This window comes from Proteus sp. PR00224, from assembly GCF_016238105.1.
Taxonomy (GTDB): domain Bacteria; phylum Pseudomonadota; class Gammaproteobacteria; order Enterobacterales; family Enterobacteriaceae; genus Proteus.
In genome coordinates this window covers 31,419-49,748 of the sequence record NZ_JAEHQU010000006.1, presented here as the reverse complement: position 1 = coordinate 49,748, position 18,330 = coordinate 31,419, and the positions used below count along the sequence as shown (strand labels likewise).

The window sequence follows — 18,330 nt, the reverse complement described above, 5'->3', positions numbered from 1 at the left end:
GTTATTTTAATTTATATGTAGGGAGAGATTATTCAATAATTAATTGTTTATCTTTCATCGTTAAAGTAATAACTGAATTAACAGCTTCACCTTTATTTGTTTCACCTCCGATTAAATAAAGTGAATTATCATGTGAGATAGTGACACCATAGCCAAGAGGAAGCGGTAATTCGCCAATGACTTTCCATTGATTATTAATAAAGCCATAAATTTCTTTATGCCATGTTTTTTCTAGTCCTTGGTGTGCAAAATAATGTTGCTGTGCATAGTTTGCCTGAGAACCCGGAAAATTAGCCCCTCCAGCAACCAGCAAGGTGTGCATGCTGTAACCCGCAAATGCACCTGCTAAGCCGTCTTGTTGCTGATCAGGTGTAGGATTTGGTAGCTTTTGTGCTACCGTGTTCCATTGTAATTGGTTGTTTTTAAATGTCGCTGTTTGTACTTCACTGGTTCGTAATCCCGGTTTTATTTCACCATTTATTAAGGTGATTTTATTACCATCATAAGCTAATGCCGAACCCGCCGTTCCATTAAATGGCATAACACCTAATAATCGCCATTGATTACTTTCAGCGTTATATTCCATTATATTTCGATTAAAGAAGTAACCTTCCGCAGGTTTATTAAAATAATCACTGATGACTTTTTTATTTTCAGATCCATTCTCTTTGGTGCGGTTTAAATCAACAAAGTAACCATCAAAAATTTGTTGATTAACACCACCAAGAATAATAGCTTCATGGTTGTTAATATTGATACCAGCATGCCCAACTAATCCGTAAGGCGCTCGCGTATTCACTTTTTCCCATTTATTTTCTTTAGGTAAATAACGATAAACTTCTGTGAGTGCACTAATAGTTTCACTCTCTTTATTTTCTTTTCCCGCACCACCAAATACATAAATATCGTTATTTAATGCTAGTGCAATGGCCTGATCTCTTTGTGTACCAGGAAAGTCTGCTATTTTTTCCCATTGTTTTGTTTGATTATTAAGATCAAGCTTATACCAAGATTTTCCTGCTGTGCCTAAACCAATATAAATAACATTTTTGTTGATTGTTCCTGCCCCACTTTTAAATGTGACAGGTAAGTTAGGAAGTTTTTCTGCAAAGCTAGTAGAGGTGAATATTGCTGACACTAGCATTACAGAGAGACAGGCGTAAGATATTTTCTTTATTCTGTTCATACTTATTAGCTCTTATTATTGTCATCAAGTAGGGTGTTTTTTGTATATTGAAGATCACTCCAATATATAATTATTTTCGGAGTTAAACTTCAAATCGATCTTTTCTGAATTGTGAAGACGATCAAAATGTCTATTTTTTAGCCTTATATTTTTATAACTTTCCTTAAATCAAATTTAGGAATAAAAATCTGACATTGGAATAAAAAGTAGTCACAATAATTTATTGTTGAGATTTTATGCAGAATATAATGTTACTTCTTTTACAGTAAAATTTTTTTATAAAAGAGATAAGAATGGAGTTTTATTTCAAGAGCCTTTTTAATCGATTTAATCCCCATTTTCACCTTGTGTGCTAACTAGGGAGTAAAAGAGTCATAAAGAACTTTCAATTAATCAGGAATTATTCCAATTAAATTTTTTAAATATAATCAATAAGATATAAAAATAAAATAATGTTTAATAACCGTTTCGACATTTTTGCCGATGCTCACCTTACACAAATAAGGTTAATTCCATGACTTATTACGACATTTATCTATTGGCATCAGAAAAACATTTAGAAATAAAAATTAACACTGAATTCCAATAAAATTTATTTCTTTAGTTTGAATTTATGATATAAATAACAAATACGCATTTTGAAAAACAATATTTCATATTGCATTGCGATGATATCCATTTCAATAAAGAGCAAAAAGATGAATATGAACACTAACAACCGACTTTTAGGCCTAAACCTACTACTACTTCGTTAGGTGGCCACGCTTATTCATCTTTTGCAAAAGCCACCAGTAAGGTGGTTTTTTTGTTTGTAACCTACTGGTGGAACTGATTTTTTAGGGGAGTTCTATGATGTTTAGTTTCACCACAAAGGTTATGAATTACAATGTTTTATCTGCAATTCGTTGTTTGCCAGCTACCTCCATCACTAAAATAATTAAATCGGAGGCAAAATGAGCCAGCAATGGACATCACGAGTCGGCCATATCTTAGCAGCCGCAGGCTCTGCAATCGGTATTGGCGCAATCTGGAAGTTTTCTTATGTCGCTGCCAATAATGGTGGTGGTGCATTCTTAATCGTCTTCTTATTATTTAGTTTTATTATCGGGCTTGCGGTATTACTGGCTGAAAATATATTAGGCAGTAGCACACACGCCGAAGCAGTTAATGCATTTAAGAAAATGATGGGGCGCAATTGGGTCATCATTGGCGTTATTGGTGTATTCAGTTCATGGTGTATTTATAGCTTCTATAGTGTTGTCGGTGGTTGGACAATTGGCTATACCGTTATGGCGGCAACAGGTCAGTTGAATATTACAGATAGCGCTGAATTAACGGGTATTTTTACCCGCTTTATTAGTGATCCTTTATGGCCTATTTTGGCTCACCTTGCTTTTGCTGGATTAACCTGTTTTGTGGTTTTAGCAGGTGTACAACGCGGATTAGAAAAAGCCGTTAAAATCATGATGCCAATGTTATTTATCATTATGATTTTATTGATTATTGTTGGTATTAGCTTACCTGGTTCTTCTGAAGGCTTAAAATTATTTTTATACCCTGATTTCAGCAAATTAACCCCTCAAGGCGTATTAGATGCGTTAGGGTTAGCCTTCTTCTCACTGTCTATCGGTTTAGGTATTCACATCACTTACAGTGCTTATTTAGCGGATAATAAAGGTATCGCTAACTCCAGTATGTGGGTGGTTATTCTGTCTTGTATGGTATGTGTACTTGCCGGATTAATGATTTTCCCTGCATTATCTGCCGCAGGCTTAGAGCCTAATGCGGGCCCAGGTTTAACCTTTATGACCATGCCAGTTTACTTTGCTAACTTACCTGGTGGCAATATTTTAGCCGTGACGTTCTTTGTCTTGTTATTAATGGCAGCGTTAACTTCTGCAATTTCATTACTGGAACATATCGTCGCTTACGTACAGATGCGTTTTCAGTGGACACGCCGTCGTGCAGGGTTAGTCGTAACCGCATCGATTATGTTGATGGGTATTCCAGTGTCATTATCTTTTGGACCGATGAGTGACGTGACGCTGGGGGGCAAAACAGTCTTCGATTTGTTGGATTACCTGACTTCTAATATTTTGATGCCACTGTTTGGTATTGCAATGTGTTTAATCTTTGGTTGGTCACGTAGAGCGAATGCCTTTATTCCTGAAAATATCACAGGATTAAAACGTCAAAGCTTATTATTGGTATGGCGTTATATTGGGCCAATTTGTATCGGGATTATTTTAGTGCATGGTTTGATTGGTTAGTCATCAGCAAAAAGAGCCACTCAAAATGAGTGGCTCTCGACTTAACTGATAATGATTTATTGATGGATACTTGATAACTTTTACGACTTATTTATAGCTTTGCTTAATTTCTTGAGCCGCCACTAATCCACGTTTTGCTTCTTTTTCAGCAAGTTCAACAGATAAACCGATATAAGAACGAGGATCAAGCATTGCCTTAATTTCATCTGCATTAAATGCCGCTGTAATGGTTTCATTCTTCATCAGATTAGTGTAAAAATCTTCACCATCTGCCGCCGTTTTAATGGCTTCTTCATATAACAATGAATGCGCTTTATCTTTGCCTAATTTTTCTGCCATTTTCATCATAACGTATTCGGTATTATCTAAACCCTTATTTCTCATCACGTTATGTAGCATTCTCTCTTCATGAGGAACGATGGTTCTTGAAAGCTCTTCCGTTCTTAGCAAAATTTCTGTTGTTAATTCTAATGCTTCTTCAATTAAGCCATCGAATAACATATAAGAGCTGCTATCGCCCTCGTATGGTCTTACTGCGGAATACATGCCCACATTCGGTAATGAGTAAAGCTTTTGTGAGTTAGCGATAATTCCTTTGGCTAATTTTGGATTAATTTTATGAGGCATCGTGCTACTACCCACAGTGCCTTTTGTAAATCCTTCAGAAACTTCAGCAATTTCTTCTAACGTGGTGCTATACACTTCTTCACCCATTTTATGGCAGATATTTGCCATCAATGCCAAATTCATCATGTACTCTAATTTATGCGTACTTAGGTTACGTGATGGGACTTCCATTGCTTGCATACCCACTAATTCAGCAACGCGTTTTTGTACTTTCATCCCCACTTCAGGCATGGAGTTAAAAGCACCTACTGCGCCCCCCATCATGATAGTGAATACACGCTTTTCACACTCTTTCATACGCTGGTAGCAATCAATAAAATCACTGATCCAAACAGACACTTTATAACCATAAGTAATTGGAATAGCATGGCGACCGTGTGTTCTACCTGCCATCACCATATGTTTGGTTCTTTCAGCGAGATTTGATAAGTTTTCGATGATCTCGCTTAACAACAACATAAATTTGTTGTGTACCGTTTTCATCATATACAGCTGTGAACTTTGCTGTATATTTTGAGTGGTAATGCCGTAGTGCACATATTTACCACTCTCTTCAGAGCATGCATTCACCAGTACTTTTAAGAAAGGCACAAAGCCATGACCGATTTTTTGATAAATACGGTTCATCTCTTCGAAATCGATATTCTCAATAATCGCCTTTTCTTTAATTTCATCTGCGGCAGACTGTGGAATAAAACCGTATTCAGCTTGTGCTTGCGCTAACATGGCTTCAAACATCAACCAAGTTGAATATTTCGCTTCATTGGACAGCAGATTTTTTATACCGCGATCGTCGATTGTTTTACTTTTAGAATCGTATAACGCTCTCATCATGTATCCTTTTATTTCTTCATTGCTTCATCAACAGCATTGCGAACAAATTCGACTTTAGGGCCATAAACGACATGGACATGGTTTGCTGCCGGAAAGAAGAATGCTGTACAGCCAGACTCTAACATTAACTCTTTATCTATTTGATTAACTTCATTAATATCGATACGTAATCGTGTAATACAGTTATCAACATTACAAATATTTTGTTTGCCACCTAACGCTTGAATAAGAATTTCTGCAATTTCGCCATAACGTTTTTCTTTGATTAACGTATTTTTCATATTGCTTGATTCTTCTCTACCTGGTGTTTTGATATCAAATTTGACGATAGCCCAGTAGAAAATAAAGTAGGTCACAACAGCCAGTGCGCTACCAATCAACACTAAGAAGATCCAGTTAGTATGTTCGTACAGCAAACCAAAGATGGTGAAGTCAAAGACAGTGCCTCGAATATAACCAATCGCAACTCCCGCAAAAGAGAGCAGAACAGCGCCAATACCGACGATAATCGCGTAAATTAAGTAGAGTAACGGCGCGATAAAGACGAAAGTAAATTCAAGTGGCTCAGTAACGTTACCTAACATTGCCGTTAAGACCATCGTCACCAGCATCGATTTAACTTCAGCGCGATTTTCTTTCTTCGAGGTTTTATAAATTGCTAATGCAATCGCAGGGAATAGGAACAACGTAACCAACATTTGTTGTTGAGCCATAAAGCGCGTTAGGCTTGGCATCATTGCCCAATATTCACTACTTGGCCCTTGATTAAACAATACTTCGGTCATTGCTGGCACAACACCCACATAGGTTTGACCTTCAATAACATAAGAGCCACCCGCTTCGGTAAATCTAAACAGAACGTTCCAAACATGGTGTAAACCAAATGGAATAAATAGACGTTCACCACCCGCGGTAAAGAAAGGCCCGACAGGGCTTAAGAAGACAGCCGAGAGCTTAGTTAAGCCCATGACTAATACTTCCCAAATAAATGGCAATAATGCGCCTACGCCTATCATCAATCCGACCATAATAATGGCGACAGATTTTTTCCCTGAGAAGAAAGCAAATGCAGTTGGTAATTCCAGGTTATAGAATTTATCCGTTGCCCATGCGGCGATTAATCCCGTGATAATCCCCCCTGCTGCACTGATATTCATGGTTTGGATACCAAGCACCTTGATTTGCCCCACTTGCGTCATAATCGCAGGATCAGCCAATTTTCCTGTCAATACCAGCCAGATATTGATAGTACTTATCAAGGTTAAATAGCCGACAACAGAGGCAAAGACCGCTATCCCCTTATCTTTGTGGCTCATACCATATGCCACACCCATTGCAAATAAGAGAGGGATATTGTCAAACACAACACCCGCAATAGAACGGATACTCACTAACAATGCGTTGACGGTTTCATTTCCTAAGAAAGGAAAGCGTGCAATCATATAAGACTGAACTAAAGCACCACTGATCCCCAATATCATACCGATTGGTGCCAATACGCCGATAGGTAGAAGTAGGGTTCTACCAAAGCGCTGAATAGATTCGCTGAACTTTTTCCTGGCCATATTTTTTTCCTTATGACTTCTCGAATATAAAAGAATTACAGAGGTACTCTATCTTAGGGATTATAGGAAATGAATGACGCGCTGGTTTTAAATATTATCTCAGGTCATATTTTATGACTTAGGTCTTTTTGTTAATTATCGATGTAATAAAGAACAATGAATAAATCCTTTTATTCTATTAAATAATATTTATTTTAGGGCTGAGAAGTAAGATTGAAAAGAAAAGCTATTTTAGAATAAATAACGATTAATCTAACAAGATATATTAATATTATTCACGCTTTAATAATTAAAAAGAGTATTTAATAAATCATATAAGCTCTATTATCCCTTTTTAAAGTAGATTTTCTAACTCATTAATCAGTAAATCCACCAGCATAAAAAATCCAATTCGTGATTTGGTATCATCTTTTTTAGTATCATGATTATCAGCAAAACAAAATAGAGCATGAGTTGCATAAGTGGTTAATTCATTGGTATTAAATGCTGTCATACTAATGATGTTAGCATCTTTTAGCTGCACGATTTTTGCTGTCTCGATGATTTTCTTAGTGCCACCAGAAAGAGAGATAAAGATAACCGTGTCATCTTCATTAACAAGACGTGTAAACGAATCAGATAAGTTGTAATCATTAATAAAAAAGCAATGCAGACCTAATGCAAACAATAGGTGTTCAAGGTAATACCCTACGGCTTTGCTTGTACCTCTTGCAACAATAAAAATATTCCTAGAATGGCGTAAGGTTTTTGCACACTCCTGAATTTGTTCTTCATTAATTAAGGTAAATGTTTTATGAATATTTTTTTCTAATTGTTTTTTATAAGATGCCGCATTCGTTTTTTCGACTTTATTTTTCGTCAAAATATAATTATTAATTTGGAATTTAAGCTCTTTAAATCCACTAAATCCTAATTTTTGCGATAAATTAATGATAACCGTTTTTGATACAAAGGTTTTGGCGACTAAATCATTAATATTTAAATACGGAATATCCGCAATATTATCGGTGAGATATTTTAATACTTTCTTTTCGCTGATCGTCAAATTGTCATAATTTTTTAAAAAATCCAGCATATCTCACCCAATAAATTAATCTAAAATATCTAATGAAAACAGCAAACATCAAAAAAGCAGTTCGGTTATTTTTTACGAGTTTATGTGAAATAAAGTGCATAACGAGTATACGTTAAATCATACAGTTATGTAGGATCAGAGTGACATTTTGTGAATTAGGATAATATTGAGCCCATTTTTTAATGAGCCCAATACGTATTATTCGTTACCCCAGCGATTAAGAAACATGGCGATATCATCAATGCGTTTTTTATCAATACCCGCTTCTTTTGCCATCTCTTGCTGTGCGTTTTCGCTAATTTCTTCGTTATTCATTAATCGTGTAAGTAGTAACTGGAAGTAGAGAGCCAGCGCATCTGCTTCAGCCTCAGCAACAGGCTCTATCGATTCCATCGCATACTCTTCTACCATGTCATAATATTTAAAATGAATGTCATTGTTCATCGGTTGTCCTCAGGGATTAACGTTTATACTCGTCGTATTCAAATTACTAAGAGTATATCTCTACATTCGCCTGTTAACCTAAAATTCGCTATCATCCATTTCCTTCTTTTTCTGCGGATAAGCTGATGTCTACGATTATCGATACTTTTATTGCCCCACCTTGCCATGATGAAATCGAGATCCTTTATCAAGACGAGCACTTAGTGCTTATCAATAAGCCAACAGGGCTACTCAGTCTGTCAGGAAAGAATCCACAAAACATCGACTCAGTACACTATCGATTAGTGAAGCTATTTCCGGGTTGTACGCTTGTTCATCGACTTGATTTTGGTACATCTGGATTGATGGTTGTGGCACGCAATAAAACAATCAATGCTCTTTTGTGTCAGCAATTTAGCCAGCGCAGTGTAACCAAAGTATACAGCGCGCTACTGTGCGGGCATTTAGATGATAATGAAGGAATAATCGATGCGCCGATTGCAAAAGATACGGCTCTGTTCCCACGTATGTCGATTAGCCCCATTAATGGCAAACCCGCGCGCTCTCGCTACCACGTTATTGAACGTTTTTATCATACGTTAGAAGATGGAACGTTATTGCCTTTAACGCGAGTACAATTTATGCCTGAAACAGGGAGAACTCATCAACTTCGTATTCACAGCCAGTTTATAGGGCATCCTATTTTAGGTTGTGATTTATATGGTGGGTGCGACGGAGATTTAATTGAAGGAACTGAACGGACTCCGCGACTTATGCTTCATGCGAGTGAACTTCATTTTGTTCATCCCATTAGCCAAGCACCCATAAAAGCGCGCTGCGAGAGCCCGTTTTAAATATCGATATTTACAGTTTAAGTGCTTTTACTGTTTCATCGATATCAAGTTCATCTTCAGTAAAAACAATTTCTGTTCCATGCATAGTGGTGATCGCAAGCTTTCTCAACGTGCGCATATTATTGGCGTCATCCGCTGATTTTGGTCTGATGCTATTCATTAAAGTACCGACAGAAAGTACGGTGTTTTCTTTATTGATATGCGTATCTGCGGGCACATCTTCACTATAAATTCGAAATGATTTAATGGATGTCAGTTTAACTCTCTCACCTGCAATATAGACATATTTGCTGTCTGGGATCACTTTCACAGCGTAAGCAGATAGACCTTTAGTATTTGTGGTTGGTTCAAACGTGACATTTGCATCTGTTTTTATCAAAGCAGGGTTGGCAACTTTAATCACATGAAAATAACGGTTATCACCGTTTTCATCTTTAATAAATCCAAAACCTTTATCTTCAAACCACTTTGTGATTATTCCGTTCATTGCCATTATCGCCTACTTAATCGTTTATCTACAAAAATTTCCAGATGCAGTATAAAGCACAATGCTTATACAGACTATGTCTTTGAGGTAATAAGCTACTTTGCTTATTACCACATCAAATCATCTGGGATTTTAAAATCAGCATAAGGATCGTCTTCATCTTGTTCTGTTTCGCTAAGTGCGTTATTTAACAAGATACAGTCCACATCTCTTTGTGTAATTTTATCCGCAACACTTGCTGGAATAATCGCATATTCAGTTTTATCTGCACTATCCAGACGAGCAATGGCGAGACGTCCATTAATCAATTGAGATTGTGTCAGTTTATCCACTACGATATTTTTAATCACATTATTGTCAGTGAAGTTAAAATCAATATCGCCTGTTGCTGGCGTAATTCTATTCATCTCAATAAGTTGCTTAACTTGCGCTTTATACTCTTTAGATAAAGTTGCTTGTTTTTGTTGCTCACTAAGCAGTTTATCGCGCTCAAGTTGGGCTTTTTTATTTTCTTCCACGGCTTCTCTTGCTTCTCGTGCCTGAACGCGTGATTTTTTCGCCGTTCTTTGAACTTTCGCCATTTTTTTACTGGTCACAAGCCCTGCTTTTAACATTTGTTCTTGTAAGGTAAGTTTTGCCATTTTTATGCCTAAATCTGCTAAATAATTTTTGAAATTATACCTGTAATTTCCAAGAGTGCATCAGATTGTGAGTGTGATGGGTTATTGGAGGAAATAGGCCTTGTGAGATTTGAACCAATGAGTGCATTCAGAGTATATTGGAAAAACTATCGTCAAACTTTCTCTTATAACAGGTAATAACAATGGCTCTGATCCCCAAAAACTATGCACGGTTGGAAAGTGGCTACCGTGAAAAAGCGCTGAAAATCTATCCGTGGGTATGTGGGCGCTGCGCTCGTGAGTTCGTTTATTCCAATCTACGTGAACTAACCGTTCATCATATTGATCACGACCATACCAATAACCCAGAAGATGGCAGTAACTGGGAGTTATTGTGTCTGTTTTGCCATGATCATGAACACTCTAAATATACAGAAGCAGACCAATACGGTACAACCGTTGTCGCAGGCGAAGATGCACAAGACGATGTAGGCGCAGCCACTTATAATCCGTTTGCTGATTTAAAGTCGATGCTGAACAAGAAAAAATAATGAAGGTGATATCTGCTTTAGTCCGTCCCTCTTTTCACGCTCCTATGCAGAATGGTGTATACTTGCCAACAAGAAATTTGTTCACGGTTAATTAATAATGAAAGAAATCGAAAAAGCAAAAATCAAACTCCTTAGCGACCGTTTAGATCTTATTCGTCACAAAATGGCAAATATCTCGCTGACAGACGAAGCAGAAAAATACGCAGAGTTTGAGAAAGAAAAAGTAGAACTGGAAACTGAAATCGTTCGTTTGAAAGAAGTACGTAGCAATAAACTAAGTAAAGAAGCGCAGAAATTAGAAGATATGCCATTCAAACGCCCCATTACTAAGAAAGAACAAGCTGATATTGGCAAGCTGAAGAAAGCCGTACGAGGCTTGATCATTGTCCATCCAATGACAGCATTAGGCAGAGAAATGGGGCTAGATAGTATGACTGGTTTTTCTAAGACTGATTTCTAGTTAGAAAATTACTCCGACTAAAACCTGCAAAGATCGACTAATACTGGCTGGTTCTTAATATACTTTTCGTTGTTATGAACCGTCAGTAAATAATTCGCCTTCAATATTCGCTACCTCATCTTCTGCCATAAAACTGATCCTGACAATTTAGTTAATATAAAAATTAATAGAATGACTGCTTTTTTATTTACCTCTTTTTAGCAAATCTTTCAGTGCCGCAATATTCGCTCTTGCCCCTTCGATTTCTTTTAATCGACGACGTTTTTGGGCAAAAATATCAAATACTTCTTTAGCTTTTTCATCAGCGGCTTTTTTACTTATTTCACCTGCGCCTTGTAATACTTCACGGTCGTTGAAACTTAAAAACTGATCCAGCTTGGTATCCCAATCCTGTAAGAAAACTTGCTTACGGCGCAGTGCTTGGTCTTCAGCAAAATCGAGCCACATATTGACAATACGGTTTAATTCTTTAAGTTCATTTTCACGCAGATAGTTCTTCGCAATCGTTACATCCGTTTTACGTACTTCATCAAATTTATAGCTGGTTAATCCCATATCTGGCTGACTCGCATCTGCACGGCTGGCAATAAGCTCTGCGGCAGTCATTCCCGTACAGGCACAAAATGCAATTTGTTTTGGATGGTTTGGAAGAATCGATTGGTTTCTTTATTTGAAGGTTCGTAGTCTGCTGCCATGGTGAATATCTCTTTCACCCGTAGATAAACTCGTCGCTCACTGGCACGAATATCACGGATACGTTCGAGTATCTCATCAAAGTAATCTGGCACGACAGACTGACCAACAGGCGGGTTTTTCAGCCGCTCATCGTCCATCACAAACCCTTTGATCAGATACTGTTCTAAGGTTTGTGTTGCCCACTGACGGAACTGAGTACCGCGAACTGAACGAACACGGTAACCAACAGCAAGAATGGCGGGTAAACTATAGTGGTCTATATCTCTGGAAACCTGACGATTTCCTTCTAATCGAACTATCCGGAATTTCCGGATGGTTGCATTTTGAGCAAGTTCTCCTTCAGAGAAAATATTAACAAGATGCTCATTAATTGTACGAACATCTTTTCCATACAGCTCAGCAATTGATGATTGAGATAACCACAGCGTATCCGACTCAAAGCGGCATTCGACGTGAGTCTGACCATCTTCACTGCGGAACAAAACAAATTCGCCCTGTGGCGCTTCAGGAAGATTTTTGCTCATCAAATTATCCCCACTCTCTATACGTTATGAATAAACTGTGAACAACAATATACCATGTTTAATAAAAAAATAAGGGCATCAGCCAATAGATAACAAACGTACTATTTTGCTGAAAAACAATATGATAAGAGAATAAAAAGAGGTTTTATTGGAAGATCAGTTAATACAAAGTGGCGGAAGATCACAGGAGTCGAACCTGCCAAGGACCGCTGGCGGCCCCATCTGGATTTGAAGTCCAGCCGCCCCACCGGGGACGATGATCTTCCATTTTTGAATGGGTCAAAAGGAAATAACGGGATGATTATACGCTGAATTATTTTTAATCCCAAGTGCATCAAATCAATAAAAGCTCTTTCAAATAAAATAATCCCATTTTTGAGTAAAACCTCGGATAATTACCGCGATACTATTGAACTTATGCGGTTTCATCCTCATCTTACTCTCTATAACGAATAAACTCAGTGGTGTGTTTTACGCCACTGCAAACCTAAATACAGGATGTTTTTTATGTCAAATCCATTACTTAGCACAACGGGATTACCTGCATTTTCCCTTATCAAACCAGAACACGTTATTCCCGCCCTTAAAGAAGTCTTAGCAACTTACCGTGAAACAGTTGAAAAATTATTGGCTGATAATACTCAATTTAACTGGGATAACCTTTGCCAACCGTTAGCAGAAGCTGGCGATAAACTGTCTCGAGTTTGGTCTCCTGTTAGCCATTTAAACTCAGTTAAAAATAGTGCAGAACTGCGCGAAGCCTATGAACAAAGCTTACCGCTATTGTCTGAATTTAGTACTTGGATGGGGCAACACGAAGGTTTATATCAAGCTTATAAATCCATTAAAGAAAGTGCAGATTTCAACACATTAACTCAACCTCAGAAAAAAGCGGTTGAAAATGCACTGCGTGATTTTGAATTATCAGGTATCGGTTTACCAAAAGAGAAACAACAGCGTTTTGGTGAAATTAGTGCGCGTATGTCAGAATTAGGTGCGAAATACGGCAATAACGTATTAGATGCCACAATGGGTTGGTCTAAATTAATTACCAATGTAGACGATCTATCTGGTATGCCACAAAGTGCGATTGATGCAGCAAAAGCGATTGCGCAAGCTAAAGAGCAAGAAGGCTATCTGTTAACACTTGATATGCCAAGCTATCTACCAGTTATGACTTACGCAGATAACCGTGAACTGCGAAAAGAGATGAGCATTGCTTATAGTACTCGCGCCTCTGATCAAGGTCCAAATGCTGGTCAGTGGGATAACAGTGAAATTATGGCGGAAATCTTAGCGTTACGTCATGAACTCGCTCAACTGCTAGGCTTTAAAAATTACGCTGAAAAATCCCTTGCTACTAAAATGGCAGAGTCTCCTGAACAAGTAATTAGCTTCTTAACTGATTTAGCCCAACGCGCTCATCCACAAGGTGAAGAAGAATTAGCAGAACTCACTCAATTTGCAAAAGAACACTATGGTGTTGATAAACTCGAATCGTGGGATCTGGCTTATTACAGCGAAAAGCAAAAACAACACCTATTCTCAATCGATGATGAACAGTTACGCCCTTATTTCCCTGAACAACGTGCTTTAAGTGGTTTATTTGAAGTCGTTCATCGTATCTATGGTTTAACAGCCAAAGAACGTAACGACATCGAAACTTGGCATGACGACGTCCGTTTCTTTGAGCTTTATGATGAAAGCAACACTTTACGTGGTAGCTTCTATCTTGATTTATATGCACGCGAGCACAAACGTGGTGGCGCTTGGATGGATGATTGCGTAGGAAGAATGCGTCATGCTGACGGTTCACTACAAAACCCCGTTGCTTACCTCACTTGTAACTTCAATAAGCCAGTAGGCGATAAACCAGCACTGTTTACTCATAATGAAGTAACCACTCTATTCCATGAGTTTGGTCACGGCTTACATCACATGTTAACTCAGATTGATACGGCAGATGTTGCAGGCATTAATGGCGTGCCTTGGGATGCTGTTGAATTACCAAGCCAATTTATGGAAAATTGGTGTTGGGAGCCAGAAGCGTTGGCCTTTATTTCGGGTCATTATGAAACTGGTGAACCATTACCACAGGCAATGCTTGATAATATGCTTAAAGCAAAAAATTATCAGTCAGCGATGTTTGTGTTACGTCAACTGGAATTTGGTCTGTTTGATTTCCGTTTACACGCTGAATATGATCCATCGAAAGGAGCGCGTATTATGGAAATCTTAAACAGTGTGAAAGAGAAAGTTTCCGTGGTTCCTTCTACACCTTGGGCGCGTTTTCCTCACGCCTTTAGCCATATTTTTGCAGGTGGATATGCAGCAGGTTATTACAGCTATTTATGGGCTGATGTACTGGCAGCAGATGCATTCTCTCGCTTCTCTGAAGAAGGCATTTTTAACCGCGAAACGGGTCAATCATTCCTTGATAATATTTTAACTCGTGGTGGTTCAGAAGAGCCAATGGAGCTGTTCAAACGCTTCCGTGGTCGTGAGCCGAAACTTGATGCTATGCTCAAAGGCTACGGCATTAAAGGATGATATGTGAATATCTGTTTACTTTGTGAAGAAGGCGCTGATAACAGCGCCTTATCTGATTTAGCGCAACGTTGGGGCTTAGTTCACGATGAAACGCAAATTATGGCATTAGTGTTAACACCTACTCACCTTGAATTACGCAAACAAGATGAACCTAAATTGGGTGGTATTTATGTCGATTTTGTGGAAGGCACCATGGCGCACCGTCGTAAATTTGGCGGTGGTCGAGGTGAAGCTGTGGCAAAAGCGGTCGGCATTAAAAAAGACTACCTACCTGATGTAGTTGATGCAACAGCGGGACTTGGTCGTGATGCGTTTGTATTGGCCTCTATTGGTTGTAAGGTGAGAATGGTTGAACGCCACCCTGTTGTCGCGGCGTTGCTTGAAGACGGCTTAAAACGAGCTTATCTTGATCCTGATATTGGTGAATGGATGCAAGAACGTATGACACTGATCCACGCCTCTTCAGCTCAAGCACTGACAGAAATCACACCAGCACCCGATGTAGTTTATCTTGATCCTATGTATCCACATAAAGCAAAAAGCGCATTAGTGAAAAAAGAGATGCGAGTATTTCAGTCTTTAGTAGGTGCCGATGAAGATGCAGATGCACTATTAGAACCAGCAATGACGTTAGCTAAAAAAAGGGTTGTGGTAAAACGCCCTGATTATGCAGAACCATTGAATAATCAGCCCGCACACGCCAATGTAACTACAAAAAATCACCGTTTTGATATTTATCCTTGTGTGTAATCACTTACACATTAGGAAAAAATAAATAAATTTTAAATCTGACGGGTGTTAAACACCCGTTCAGAATAGATAAAATTTACAGAACGCCTTGTGCCAGCATTGCATCAGCGACTTTAACAAAGCCTGCGATGTTCGCGCCTTGGATATAATTAGTTTGCTTACCTTCACCACCGTAATTCACGCAAGCATGGTGAATATCTAACATAATGTGATGTAAGCGAGCATCCACTTTCTCTGCTTTCCAGCTTAAACGTGCCGCATTCTGTGCCATCTCTAAACCAGAGGTTGCAACACCACCAGCATTAGCAGCTTTACCTGGCGCAAACAGGACGCCCGCTTCAGTAAAGGCATCCGTTGCAGCAATCGTTGTTGGCATATTCGCGCCTTCAGCAACGGCTTTCACACCATTTTTGATAAGTATTTTAGCCGCTTCCAAATCTAACTCATTTTGTGTTGCACAAGGCAAAGCAATATCAACAGGAATAGCCCAAGGTTGTTGCCCTTCAAGATACGTTAAGCCAAATTCTTTTGCGTACTCTTCAACACGACCATAATTATTTTTAATTTCAGTGAGTCGAGCGAGTTTTTCAGTAGTAAATCCAGCTTCATCAACCACAGTACCACCTGAATCCGATGCTGTTATTACTTTAGCGCCTAACTCTAAACATTTTTCGATAGTGAACTGTGCAACGTTACCCGCGCCAGAAACCGCTACACGCATTCCCTCAAGAGACATACCATGACGTTTAAGCATCGCATTAGTAAAGTAAACTAAACCATACCCAGTAGCTTCTGGGCGGATTAAACTGCCACCAAATGAAAGACCTTTACCTGTAAATACACATTCATTGCTATTAGACAGCTTTTTCATCATGCCTGCCATAAAGCCGACTTCTCGTGCACCCACACCAATGTCACCAGCAGGAACATCCGTATTAGCGCCTAAATGGCGATAGAGTTCCGTCATCAGTGCCTGACAAAAACGCATGACTTCCCCATGACTTTTACCTTTAGGATTAAAATCGGAACCGCCTTTGGCTCCTCCCATCGGCAATGTAGTTAATGCATTTTTAAATGTTTGCTCAAAACCTAAGAATTTTAGGATAGAAAGATTTACTGATGGATGAAAACGCATACCACCTTTGTAAGGTCCAATGGCTGAGTTAAATTGGATACGCCATGCACGGTTAACTTGCACTTGCCCTTTATCATCTAACCAACAGACGCGAAACTGGATAATACGTTCAGGCTCAACTAAGCGCTCAAGTAATGATTGTTCACGATATTGTGGGTTTTTCTCTAAAAAAGGCCACAAAGTGGTAAAAACTTCACGAACCGCCTGATGATACTCAGGTTGATGAGCGTTATATTTTTCTACCCCTTCTAAAAACGAAGATAATGAGCCAGATATATTCATTCAGCTATTCCTTTTTTGTGTAATGTGATGTTGGCATAACCTCATTTATTCGGAATATTTTTGGGTTTTGTGAGGTTGATGTTGTTTTGCTTCTTGAATATATCATTAAAATACATTCGCACTTCAAGACATTTTTTTCATAATTAGACAAAAAAAAAAGGTTGACTCGGTTTAAAAGCAGGAAAAATAGGAATTTTAGGCAAAAAAAATACCTGCATAAGCAGGCATTTTTTTTGCTTAAACAAGCAATCGATTATTATTCATCATCTTTCAGAGGAACAATTAGCATATCAACATGCACAGTATTAATTAGTTGGCGTGCTGATGACATCAATTTGCTCCAGAAGTCTTGGTGATGACCACAAACGACTAAATCCATATCGTATTTCTTAATCGCATCAACCAGAACTTGGCCTAAATCACCACTACCACTCAGGGTTTCCTGAATTTCATAACCTGATTTATCAGAGAGGTCTTTTAACGCGTTACGGGTTTCATCAGTAATACGTTGCTGCATATCACCGAGGTTGACATCAATTAGACCGGTATAAAGATCAGAGTAGTTAACATCAACGTGAATTAAGGAAACTTTGGCATTATAGGGTTTTGCCATAGATACAGCTTTCTGTACTAAGACGTTACTCTCAGGGGATAAATCAACTGCCACTAGAATATGCTTATAAGCCATCGTGAACTCCTTCCATAAGCTGATTAATCGGTTGGAAAGGCTGTTAAGCCTAAATCCTATGTATTAAATATAACGTTTTAAGATGAAAATTAGATGTCGCCTTGATCACAACTTATGTCAAATTCATCAAGAAAGCATCTATCGATAAATAACAATATACACCATTTTACATTAGCACGATGTCATTCACCGACAATATCATCATAATAATGAGAATTGAGTATAAAAAACAACAAAAACACCCTTTTAGAGTTATTTTTTATCTTTTTTTCTGAAAAAGGAAACAACTTGAAAAAGTCACTTTTGTTTATTGCTTAATTTCACCTAAACTTAAATTAGAGAAAAAAGTAACCTTTATTGGTAAAGGTTTTCTCATCTCAGAATCTATTATTCTAGGGAGGGGATTATGTTTAATGTCATTGTTGTCTTTTGGGCGCTATGTATTCTTTGCCTGATTAATATGATGCGTTATTTTTCATCTATTCGGGTATTGCTCACGATATTGCGCCAATCTGATCCTTTGCTCTACCAATCTGTGGATGGCAATGGATTTTTTACTATGCACGGACAATTTTCAAAACAACTAAGACTAATTCGCTATATCAACCAACGCCAATACGTCAGTCATCATAATCCTGAAGTCATTATGCGTTGTGAGCGGATTTATCGGCAATTTTATCTTGTTAGCCGTTTTTGTATTTTGGCTGTCGCAAGTTTAATTGCCATGCTTTTTTGGTAGGTAATAAAAATAAA

General features: G+C 38.2%; 16 protein-coding genes, 1 tRNA gene and 1 pseudogene. 7 read left to right on the top strand and 11 right to left on the bottom strand.

The window, feature by feature from the left end:
- Positions 1-28 precede the first annotated feature (28 nt).
- Positions 29-1,186, bottom strand: coding sequence for an N-acetylneuraminate epimerase (locus JEP71_RS11540; protein WP_198620139.1), 1,158 nt, complete (start codon positions 1,184-1,186; stop codon positions 29-31).
- A gap of 953 nt (positions 1,187-2,139) precedes the next feature.
- Between JEP71_RS11540 and JEP71_RS11535 the strand changes: the two genes are divergently transcribed.
- A complete protein-coding gene (locus JEP71_RS11535; protein ID WP_198620140.1) occupies positions 2,140-3,456 on the top strand; it encodes a sodium-dependent transporter in 1,317 nt (438 codons plus the stop codon).
- Positions 3,457-3,543: 87 nt separating this feature from the next.
- Here the strand turns inward: JEP71_RS11535 and JEP71_RS11530 are convergent, their stop codons facing one another.
- From JEP71_RS11530 to JEP71_RS11515, 4 genes are all read right to left on the bottom strand, one after another.
- The gene (locus JEP71_RS11530; RefSeq protein WP_198620141.1) at positions 3,544-4,914 is read right to left on the bottom strand and encodes a class-II fumarase/aspartase family protein; all 1,371 of its coding nucleotides are present in this window, start codon (positions 4,912-4,914) and stop codon (positions 3,544-3,546) included.
- An 11-nt stretch (positions 4,915-4,925) separates the two neighbouring features.
- The gene (locus JEP71_RS11525; RefSeq protein ID WP_198626262.1) at positions 4,926-6,482 is read right to left on the bottom strand and encodes a PTS transporter subunit EIIC; all 1,557 of its coding nucleotides are present in this window, start codon (positions 6,480-6,482) and stop codon (positions 4,926-4,928) included.
- Positions 6,483-6,816: 334 nt separating this feature from the next.
- Positions 6,817-7,557 (bottom strand): MurR/RpiR family transcriptional regulator, encoded by a 741-nt coding sequence (locus JEP71_RS11520; RefSeq protein WP_109374182.1) that lies wholly within the window; start codon positions 7,555-7,557, stop codon positions 6,817-6,819.
- Positions 7,558-7,755: 198 nt separating this feature from the next.
- Positions 7,756-8,001, bottom strand: a complete 246-nt coding sequence (locus JEP71_RS11515; protein ID WP_198620143.1) for a DUF2543 family protein — start codon at positions 7,999-8,001, stop codon at positions 7,756-7,758.
- 125 nt (positions 8,002-8,126) lie between these two features.
- On the opposite strand from JEP71_RS11515, the gene JEP71_RS11510 reads away from it, so the two are divergent.
- Complete coding sequence (locus JEP71_RS11510) at positions 8,127-8,834, top strand: RluA family pseudouridine synthase (protein ID WP_198626261.1); 708 nt, start codon at positions 8,127-8,129, stop codon at positions 8,832-8,834.
- Positions 8,835-8,844: 10 nt separating this feature from the next.
- On the opposite strand, the gene JEP71_RS11505 is transcribed toward JEP71_RS11510, so the two are convergent.
- Together JEP71_RS11505 and JEP71_RS11500 are read right to left on the bottom strand one after the other, a co-directional pair.
- Entirely contained in the window at positions 8,845-9,327 is a 483-nt protein-coding gene (locus tag JEP71_RS11505) for a cold-shock protein (protein ID WP_109374180.1), read from the bottom strand.
- A gap of 101 nt (positions 9,328-9,428) precedes the next feature.
- Positions 9,429-9,962 (bottom strand): DUF2058 domain-containing protein, encoded by a 534-nt coding sequence (locus JEP71_RS11500; protein WP_198626260.1) that lies wholly within the window; start codon positions 9,960-9,962, stop codon positions 9,429-9,431.
- A 182-nt stretch (positions 9,963-10,144) separates the two neighbouring features.
- Here JEP71_RS11500 and yajD point away from each other — a divergent pair, with 182 nt between their 5' ends.
- Positions 10,145-10,492 carry an HNH nuclease YajD gene (yajD, locus tag JEP71_RS11495; protein WP_006534437.1) on the top strand — a complete coding sequence of 116 codons (348 nt, stop codon included), beginning with the start codon at positions 10,145-10,147 and terminating at the stop codon, positions 10,490-10,492.
- Between the two features lie 97 nt (positions 10,493-10,589).
- On the top strand, positions 10,590-10,952 hold the full coding sequence (locus tag JEP71_RS11490; RefSeq protein WP_198620146.1) for a YibL family ribosome-associated protein: 363 nt from the start codon (positions 10,590-10,592) through the stop codon (positions 10,950-10,952).
- Between the two features lie 183 nt (positions 10,953-11,135).
- On the opposite strand, the pseudogene JEP71_RS11485 reads toward JEP71_RS11490, so the two are convergent.
- Both JEP71_RS11485 and JEP71_RS11480 read right to left on the bottom strand, forming a co-directional pair.
- Positions 11,136-12,172: pseudogene (locus JEP71_RS11485) on the bottom strand (virulence RhuM family protein).
- A 171-nt stretch (positions 12,173-12,343) separates the two neighbouring features.
- Positions 12,344-12,438: transfer RNA gene (locus tag JEP71_RS11480), tRNA-Sec, on the bottom strand.
- A gap of 241 nt (positions 12,439-12,679) precedes the next feature.
- On the opposite strand from JEP71_RS11480, the gene prlC reads away from it, so the two are divergent.
- Both prlC and rsmJ read left to right on the top strand, forming a co-directional pair.
- The gene (gene prlC / locus JEP71_RS11475; protein ID WP_198620152.1) at positions 12,680-14,722 is read left to right on the top strand and encodes an oligopeptidase A; all 2,043 of its coding nucleotides are present in this window, start codon (positions 12,680-12,682) and stop codon (positions 14,720-14,722) included.
- A 3-nt stretch (positions 14,723-14,725) separates the two neighbouring features.
- On the top strand, positions 14,726-15,472 hold the full coding sequence (gene rsmJ, locus JEP71_RS11470) for a 16S rRNA (guanine(1516)-N(2))-methyltransferase RsmJ (RefSeq protein ID WP_198626259.1): 747 nt from the start codon (positions 14,726-14,728) through the stop codon (positions 15,470-15,472).
- Between the two features lie 76 nt (positions 15,473-15,548).
- On the opposite strand, the gene gdhA is transcribed toward rsmJ, so the two are convergent.
- Positions 15,549-16,889, bottom strand: a complete 1,341-nt coding sequence (gene gdhA, locus JEP71_RS11465; protein ID WP_198620154.1) for an NADP-specific glutamate dehydrogenase — start codon at positions 16,887-16,889, stop codon at positions 15,549-15,551.
- Between the two features lie 256 nt (positions 16,890-17,145).
- Positions 17,146-17,577 (bottom strand): universal stress protein UspA, encoded by a 432-nt coding sequence (gene uspA, locus JEP71_RS11460; protein WP_023583131.1) that lies wholly within the window; start codon positions 17,575-17,577, stop codon positions 17,146-17,148.
- Between the two features lie 406 nt (positions 17,578-17,983).
- On the opposite strand from uspA, the gene uspB reads away from it, so the two are divergent.
- Positions 17,984-18,316: a universal stress protein UspB gene (gene uspB, locus JEP71_RS11455; protein ID WP_160230819.1), complete on the top strand. Its 333-nt coding sequence runs from the start codon at positions 17,984-17,986 to the stop codon at positions 18,314-18,316.
- Positions 18,317-18,330: the final 14 nt, after the last annotated feature.